At 71.0% G+C, this 6,985-nt stretch carries 7 protein-coding genes, 1 pseudogene and 1 riboswitch; of the genes and pseudogenes, 4 read left to right on the top strand and 4 right to left on the bottom strand.

The window, feature by feature from the left end; all coding sequences use genetic code 11:
• Positions 1-300, bottom strand: a pseudogene (locus IM632_RS08465) (hypothetical protein); the annotation flags it as partial.
• 148 nt (positions 301-448) lie between these two features.
• Here IM632_RS08465 and IM632_RS08470 point away from each other — a divergent pair.
• Complete coding sequence (locus tag IM632_RS08470; RefSeq protein WP_296552220.1) at positions 449-1,216, top strand: Sir2 family NAD-dependent protein deacetylase; 768 nt, start codon at positions 449-451, stop codon at positions 1,214-1,216.
• A 42-nt stretch (positions 1,217-1,258) separates the two neighbouring features.
• Here the strand turns inward: IM632_RS08470 and IM632_RS08475 are convergent, their stop codons facing one another.
• Complete coding sequence (locus IM632_RS08475; protein WP_296499327.1) at positions 1,259-2,584, bottom strand: acyl-CoA dehydrogenase family protein; 1,326 nt, start codon at positions 2,582-2,584, stop codon at positions 1,259-1,261.
• 75 nt (positions 2,585-2,659) lie between these two features.
• On the bottom strand, positions 2,660-3,622 hold the full coding sequence (locus tag IM632_RS08480; protein ID WP_296481989.1) for an alpha/beta hydrolase: 963 nt from the start codon (positions 3,620-3,622) through the stop codon (positions 2,660-2,662).
• Between IM632_RS08480 and IM632_RS08485 the strand changes: the two genes are divergently transcribed.
• Positions 3,621-4,883: a serine hydrolase domain-containing protein gene (locus IM632_RS08485; RefSeq protein ID WP_296481986.1), complete on the top strand. Its 1,263-nt coding sequence runs from the start codon at positions 3,621-3,623 to the stop codon at positions 4,881-4,883. The two genes, IM632_RS08480 and IM632_RS08485, sit on opposite strands and share 2 nt — an antisense overlap.
• Positions 4,880-5,782: an SAM-dependent chlorinase/fluorinase gene (locus IM632_RS08490; protein ID WP_296481983.1), complete on the top strand. Its 903-nt coding sequence runs from the start codon at positions 4,880-4,882 to the stop codon at positions 5,780-5,782. The genes IM632_RS08485 and IM632_RS08490 overlap by 4 nt, the downstream gene beginning before the upstream one ends.
• 61 nt (positions 5,783-5,843) lie before the next feature.
• Here IM632_RS08490 and IM632_RS08495 read toward each other — a convergent pair whose 3' ends face one another.
• On the bottom strand, positions 5,844-6,419 hold the full coding sequence (locus tag IM632_RS08495; protein WP_296484519.1) for a TMEM165/GDT1 family protein: 576 nt from the start codon (positions 6,417-6,419) through the stop codon (positions 5,844-5,846).
• Positions 6,420-6,477: 58 nt separating this feature from the next.
• A riboswitch (yybP-ykoY riboswitch) is annotated at positions 6,478-6,625 on the bottom strand.
• A 123-nt stretch (positions 6,626-6,748) separates the two neighbouring features.
• Between IM632_RS08495 and IM632_RS08500 the strand changes: the two genes are divergently transcribed.
• Positions 6,749-6,985, top strand: a 237-nt coding sequence (locus IM632_RS08500) for an alcohol dehydrogenase catalytic domain-containing protein (RefSeq protein ID WP_366817472.1), incomplete at its 3' end; no start/stop codon positions are given.

Consider the following 6,985-nt stretch of genomic DNA (forward strand, 5'->3'; position numbering starts at 1 on the left):
GGGAGCGGTCCCGGAGAAGGCCAGGGAATAGCCAAGCGCCAGCCAGACCACCGAGGCCAGGCAGGCCACCGCCGTGCACTGCATGAGGACGGACAGGACGTTCTTGGTGCGCACAAGGCCGCCGTAGAAGAGGGCCAGGCCTGGCAGGGTCATCAGGAGGACCAGGGCCGTGGCGCTGAGCAGCCAGGCCGTATCGCCGGAGTTCACCTCCGAAGGTGCCTGGGCCAGGGCCGGGCCCGCCCCGAGGAGCCCCAGGCCCAGGGCGAGGCCCGTCGCTTGCATGACTCTTGTGCGCTGCATTCCCCGCTTCCCCCCTTGCGCCGTTCCGGCGGTTGTCCTGAAGTCCTTGGCTACAGGATCAGGCGTCGCTGGGAAGGCCCAAAAACGGGCCCCCGGGCGCCGGTCCGGCAGGCAGGCGTCCAGCGGCGCAGACAGGCGGAGCCCGGAAGTGAGCGAAAAACTGGGGAAACGGGAGGATCTGGCGCAGGTCCTGCGGTCTGCAGAGCGGATTGTGGCCTTCACCGGGGCGGGAATCTCCACGGAATCCGGAATTCCGGACTTCCGCTCGCCGGGCGGGGTCTGGAGCCGGATGAAGCCGATCCTGTTCCAGGATTTCGTGAACAGCGAGGAGAAGCGCCGGGAATCCTGGACCCGGGCCTTCCAGGGCCGGGCCGGCTGGACGGGCCGGGAGCCCAACGCCGGCCACTACGCCCTGGCCCGCCTCTGGGAGGCCGGCCGGCTGACCTCCGTCATCACCCAGAACGTCGACAACCTGCACCAGCACTCGGGAATCCCCGCCGACCGGGTGATCGAGCTGCACGGCAACGCCAGCTACGCCACCTGCCTGTCCTGCGGCCTGCGCCACGAGATCGAGGACCTGCGCCCGGCCTTCGAGCAGAGGGGCGAGCTGCCCGCCTGCCGGTCGTGCGGCGGTATCGTCAAGACGGCGACCATCTCCTTCGGCCAGTCCATGCCCGAGGAACCCATGCGCCGGGCCGAGGAAGAGACCCTGTCCTGCGACCTGTTTCTCGTTCTGGGCTCCAGCCTGACCGTCTGGCCGGCGGCGGGCTTTCCCATTCAGGCGCGGCGGGCCGGCGCCCGGCTGGTGATCGTCAACCGCGACCCTACGGACCTGGATGAACACGCCCACCTCGTCGTCTACGACGAGATCGGCCCCACCCTGTCCGAGGTGGTCCCGGCCAACTTCCCCGGCTGATCCCGGAGGCGGCGGACGCCGCCCCGGGACGCCGGTGGAGGGTCAGTTCCGCCAGACGACCGAGGCCGTGACGTCCTCGCCGCCGCCCTCGTAGGCCCGGATCTCGTTGCGGCCCACCACCAGGTGATGGACCTCGTCCGGGCCGTCGGCGAAGCGCAGGTGCCGCACGTCGGTGTACATGGAGGCGAGCGGCGTCCACTGGGAGATGCCGGTGGCGCCGTGCATCTGGATGGCCTGGTCGATGATCTGGCAGGCCTTCTCCGGCACCATGGCCTTGACCATGGACACCCAGACCCGGGCCTCGCGGTTGCCGAGAACGTCCATCGCCCGGGCGGCCTTGAGCACCATCAGGCGCATGGCCTCGATGTCGATCCGGGCGCGGGAGATGATTTCCACATTGCCGCCCAGCCAGGCGATCTTGCGGCCGAAGGCTTCGCGCGACAGGCCCCGGCGGACCATCAGGTCCAGGGCCCGCTCGGCCTTGCCGATGGTCCGCATGCAGTGGTGGATGCGGCCCGGTCCCAGGCGGACCTGGCTGATCTCGAAGCCGCGGCCCTCGCCCAGCAGGACGTTCGACTTGGGCACCCGGACATTGGTGAAGCGGATGTGCATGTGCCCGCGCGGCGCATGATCCTCGCCGAAGACATGCATCGGGCCGAGGATCTCCACCCCGGGCGTATCGATGGGCACCAGGATCTGCGACTGCTGCTTGTGCGGGGGGGCGTCCGGATTGGTGCGGACCATGGTGATCATGATCTTGCAGCGGGGGTCGCCGGCGCCGGAGATGTAGTACTTCTCGCCGTTGATCACCCACTCATCGCCGTCCAGCACCGCCTGGGTGGCGATGTTCTTGGCGTCGGAGGAGGCCACCGCCGGCTCGGTCATTGCATAGGCCGAACGGATCTCGCCGTTCAGCAGGGGCTTCAGCCAGCGCTCCTTCTGTTCGGGCGTGCCGACGCGCTCCAGCACCTCCATATTGCCGGTGTCGGGCGCCGAGCAGTTCATGACTTCCGAGGCCATGGGCGCCTTGCCCAGCTCCACGGCGATGTAGGCGTAGTCGAGGTTGGACAGGCCCTCGCCGGTCTCGGCGTCGGGCAGGAAGAAGTTCCAGAGGCCTTCCTTCTTGGCCTGGTCCTTGGCCTTTTCCAGCACCTCGAGCTGTCCGGGAGCGAAGGTCCAGCGGTCGGCATGACCCTCGCCCAGGGCCTGGAACTCCTTCTGCATGGGCACGACCGTCTCGGCGATGAAGCGCTTGACGTGCTCGTAGAGCGGCGTGGCCTTCTCGCTCATCCGCAGGTCGTTCATGTCGTCGTGCGGGTTGAACCCGAAGGTCAGCGGTCCCGTGGTCGGGGGCGTCGGGGCGTTCATCGGGAGTCCTTCCTGTCCGGTCTGATGTCTGGTCGCGATTAAGGCCGCCGCGGCCGGTCCTGACAAGCCCGGCGCTTAACGCACCTGCCGGGCCAGGAAGTCCAGGGTCCGCCGGGTGGTCTCGTCACCGGGCGCGCCGAAGCCGTAGTTGAGGCTGTTGTGGCTTTCGCCCTCGGCGTCGAACACCTCGACCTCGCCGCCGGCGGCGCGAAGGGCCTGCTCCAGGGTCCGGGCCTGGCCGGGGGTCTCGGAATTGTCGCCGTCCACGTGCAGGATCACGGGTGGCGGGCGCCGGCCGGGCGCCGCGTGGCTGACTGGGGACATGGCCGTCCAGCCTTCCGGGTCGGGGCCGAAGACCCGGGCGTAGACCGGATCGCCCGTCTCGCGGACGTGCAGGGCGATGTCCAGGCCATAGGCGTCCAGAAGGACAACGGCGCGGACGGCCTCCGGCGGGACGCCCGCCCCCTCCAGATAGGACTCATCCAGGGCCACCAGGGCGGCGAGATGGGCGCCGGCCGAATGTCCCATCAGGACGATACGGTCGGGATCGAGGCCGCATCCCTTCGCCTCCCGCCGGAGGAAGGCTACGGCCTCGGCGATGTCCCGCGCCGCCTCCTGGGGGGGGCCGTGCCGGAGCAGGCGGTAGTTCACCGTGGCGTAGGCGTAGCCGGCCTTCCGGAAGGCCCTCGCCTGTCCGGGCGTACCCGCATACTTGCCCCCGTGCATCCAGGTTCCGCCGTGAACGAAGACCACCAGGGGGGCGGGCAGGGGGGCCGCGCCGGGCCAGAGGTCCAGCAGGTGCACGGACCGGGGCAGGTCCGGGGTCGGCGGCTGGTAGGCCAGGTTGCGAACCGGCCGGTCCGCGCCGGGCGCGAGGCCGCTGCACGGGCTCTGGGCGTGGGCCGCCGCGGCGCTTGAGAGTAGCAGGGCGGCGGCCAGCGGCGCCAGGAGGCGTCGGACCCATGGTTGCGCAAGGCGGCCGGCGCCGTGCAGGATCGCAGGAGACGTTCGCATCCTCATCGCCGGAACCATGCCCATGGCTTTCTCCCGCCGCAACCTTCTCGTCGCCGCCGCCGCGTCGGCCCCCCTGGCGGCCTTCGGCTCTCCTGGGTTCGCCGCGGGTCCGCCCCTGCCCATGATCGCGCCGGGGGCGGCCGGCTTTGATCCGTCGAAGCTGAAAGCGTTCTCGGCGGAGCTGCAGGATCTGGTGGACCGCGGCCAGCTGGCCGGGGTCACGACCCTGGCGGCCCGGAAGGGGCGGGTCTTCCACTTCGAGACCCGGGGCCTTGCGGACGTCGAGACCGGCGCCCCGGCCCGGCCGGACACCATCTGGCGGATCGCCTCCATGACCAAGCCGGTGGCCGGCGTGGCCATGATGCAGCTCTGGGAGAAGGGCCTCTGGAAGCTGGACGACCCCGTCGAGCGGCACATCCCGGAGTTCGCAGGCCTCAAGGTGAAGGCGCCGGACGGGAGCCTGGTCCCGCAGGCCTCGCCCATGACCATGGCCCAGCTGATGAGCCATACCGCCGGGTTTGACGTCAGCGCCGGCTACGCCCAGGCGGGCCTGCGGGCCGGGGACCTGAAGGAGATGATCCGCCGCCTCGCCGCCCTGCCGCTCGCCGCCCAGCCCGGGTCGGACTGGCGGTATGGCCCCAGCGTGGACATCCAGGGCCATGTGGTGGAGCGGTTGTCGGGCGAGCGGCTGGACGCCTATCTCGACCGCCACGTCTTCAGGCCCCTGAAGATGGTCGACACCGGCCTGCATGTCCCGGCGGCCAAGGCGGCCCGGGTCGCCCGCATCCATACCTATCGGGAGGGCCGGATCGTCGCCGGTCCGCCCCAGGCCATACCGGTCACGCCGCCGGTCTTCCTGTCGGGAAGCGGGGGCCTCCTGTCCACTGCCTCGGACTATTTCCGCTTCTCCCAGGCCCTGCTGAACGGAGGCGCACTGGACGGCGCGAGGATTCTGAAGCCGGAGACCGTCCGGCTCATGCGCCGCAGCGTCCTGGCGCCCGGCGTGAAGGTGGACCTGTACGGCCCCTCCCAGTCCGGGACGGGCTTTGGGCTCGACTTCGCCGTGGTCGAGGACCCCGCCGCCGCCGGGACCCCTCAGGGTCGCGACACCTACTACTGGGGCGGAGCCTTCGGCACCTGGTTCTGGATCGACCCGACGAATGACATCGTCTTCGTGGGCATGATCCAGAACCTCAACGGCAGCATCCCCGGGGCCGGCAGCCCCCCTGTGCGGGAGCTGAGCATCCGGCGTCTGTACGCCGCCCTCCGGGAACCCGCCGCGTGAGCGCCCCCCGTCCGTCCCGGCGGGGGCTGTTCGCCGCCGGCCTCGTCCTGCCCCTCGTCGCGGGCCCGGTGCGCGCCGCCGCCGCGGGGCGGATGGTGGGCTTCCTGTCGGACTTCGACGAGATCGACGACGCCGTCGCCATCTGCCGGGCGGTGATCCTCTCCCTCGCCCCGGACGCCCGGCTCCTCGACATCACCCACCGGGTCCCGCCCTATGACGTCGAGGCCGGCGCGCGGCTTCTGGCGGGCTCCGCGCCCTGGCTGGCGGCGGATGCGGTGATCCTCGTCGTCGTGGACCCCGGGGTGGGGTCGACCCGCCGGGCCATCGTGGCCCGGACCCGCCGAGGGCAGAGCCTGGTTCTGCCGGACAACGGCCTGATCACCCTGCTCGACGCGACCGATCCCATCGTCCAGGCCCGCGAGATCACGGCGGAGTCCTGGATGATCGGCGCCCGCCGGTCCTCCACCTTCCACGGGCGGGACATCTTCGCCCCGGTGGTCGGGCGCCTGGCCCGCGGCGACGACTGGCGGGGGGTCGGGCCGGAAATCGACCCGAAGACCCTGATCCGGCTGGACCTCGCCCCGCCCCGGATGGGCGCGGACGGGGTCCACGCCCGCGCCATCGGGACGGACGGGCCCTATGGCAACCTGATCCTCGACCTCTCCGCGGAGGCCTTCGCGGGCCTGGGCTGGCGGCTGGGCGAGACCGTCCCCCTGACCGTCGCCGGCCGGCCGGAGCCGGCGCCCTATGTCCGTACCTTCAGCGACGTGCCGGAGAGCGCCGTGCTGCTCTACCCGGACTCAAGGGGTCGGATGAGCCTCGCCCTGAACATGGGGAACTACGCCGCCGCCCGCGGGGTTGGCCCCGGCGTCGAGGTCTTCATCCCCCGGCGCCGCTGACCCGCTCACCGACCTTCGGTCGGAGCTCCCCCTTGGGAGACTATGGCCTTGGCGCCGGGCCTCAGACCCAGCCCGCCGTCTGGACGATCATCCAGACGCCGATGACCAGGAAGAGGCCGGCGGCGATCCGGCGGACCAGGGTCAGGGACACCCGCTTCAGGATCTCGTGGCCGAGGAAGACGGCCGGGACGTTGGCCAGCATCATGCCCAGGGTCGTGCCCAGGGTGACGATGAGGGCGGATTCGAACCGGGCGCCGAGGGCGACGGTGGCCAGCTGGGTCTTGTCGCCCATCTCGACGATGAAGAAGGCCACGGTGGTGGTGAGGAAGGCGCCCATCTTCGCAGGCGCCTTCAGGGGCTCGTCCTCGTCCAGCTTGTCGGGGACCAGAGTCCAGGCGGCCATGGCGATGAAGGACAGGGCGATGGCGTAGCGGAAGAGGTCGCCCTGCAGGAAGGCCGCCGCCTGGGCGCCGACGAGGGCCGCCAGGAAGTGGTTGGCCAGGGTGGCGACCAGTATGCCGCCCACGATCGGGAAGGGCTGGACGAAGCGCGCCGCCAGCACGATGGCCAGCAGCTGGGTCTTGTCGCCGATCTCGGCGAGGGTGACGATGGCGGTGGAGGTGAGGAAGGGTTCCAAGGATCAGTTCCGGGTCGGGCGGCGAGACATCTAATGGTCGCAGCAGCCCCCGCCCGACGGAACGGGGCCGCAGCGCCATCGGTCTCGCCCGAACCCCCGCCCTGAAAGGACGGACCGTTCTCCCTGCGCCATGGCCATGCCAGCCAAGTGTGTTGACGCAGGGGCCCGCCGGGGATGGCGGAGGGCTACTCCCCTTTGACGTCTTCCGGTTACGCCCGCCAGAGCCCGGGCGCAAGGGGTGACGCTGCGTGATCTTGCGATGTGCGCCGGAGTGTCCAATGTGCGCGCCGGAACACATCGGCCCCGCGGGGCCAGTCAGGGAGAGGCCCATGAAAGTCGCCGCCGTGAAGGCCCCGGGCGGGCTGGACAAGCTGGTCATCGAGGATCGGGCCCAGCCCGTCGCCGGTCCCGGCGAGCTCCTGGTGCGGGTGCGCGCCAGCTCGCTGAACTTCCACGACTTCGCCGTGGTCGCCGGCATGCTGCCCGCCGCCGACGGACGGATCCCCATGTCAGACGGGGCCGGCGAGGTGGTCGCCGTGGGCGAGGGGGTGACGGGCTACGCCCCC

The organism is Phenylobacterium sp., from assembly GCF_020402505.1.
Classification (GTDB): domain Bacteria; phylum Pseudomonadota; class Alphaproteobacteria; order Caulobacterales; family Caulobacteraceae; genus Phenylobacterium.

What these genes read in the sequence shown, in the direction of transcription:
- IM632_RS08475 (WP_296499327.1), bottom strand. Translation starts at nt 2,584, where the DNA reads ATGAACGCCCCGACGCCCCCGACCACGGGACCGCTGACCTTCGGGTTC.
- IM632_RS08485 (WP_296481986.1), top strand. Translation starts at nt 3,621, where the DNA reads ATGGCTTTCTCCCGCCGCAACCTTCTCGTCGCCGCCGCCGCGTCGGCC.
- IM632_RS08480 (WP_296481989.1), bottom strand. Translation starts at nt 3,622, where the DNA reads ATGGGCATGGTTCCGGCGATGAGGATGCGAACGTCTCCTGCGATCCTG.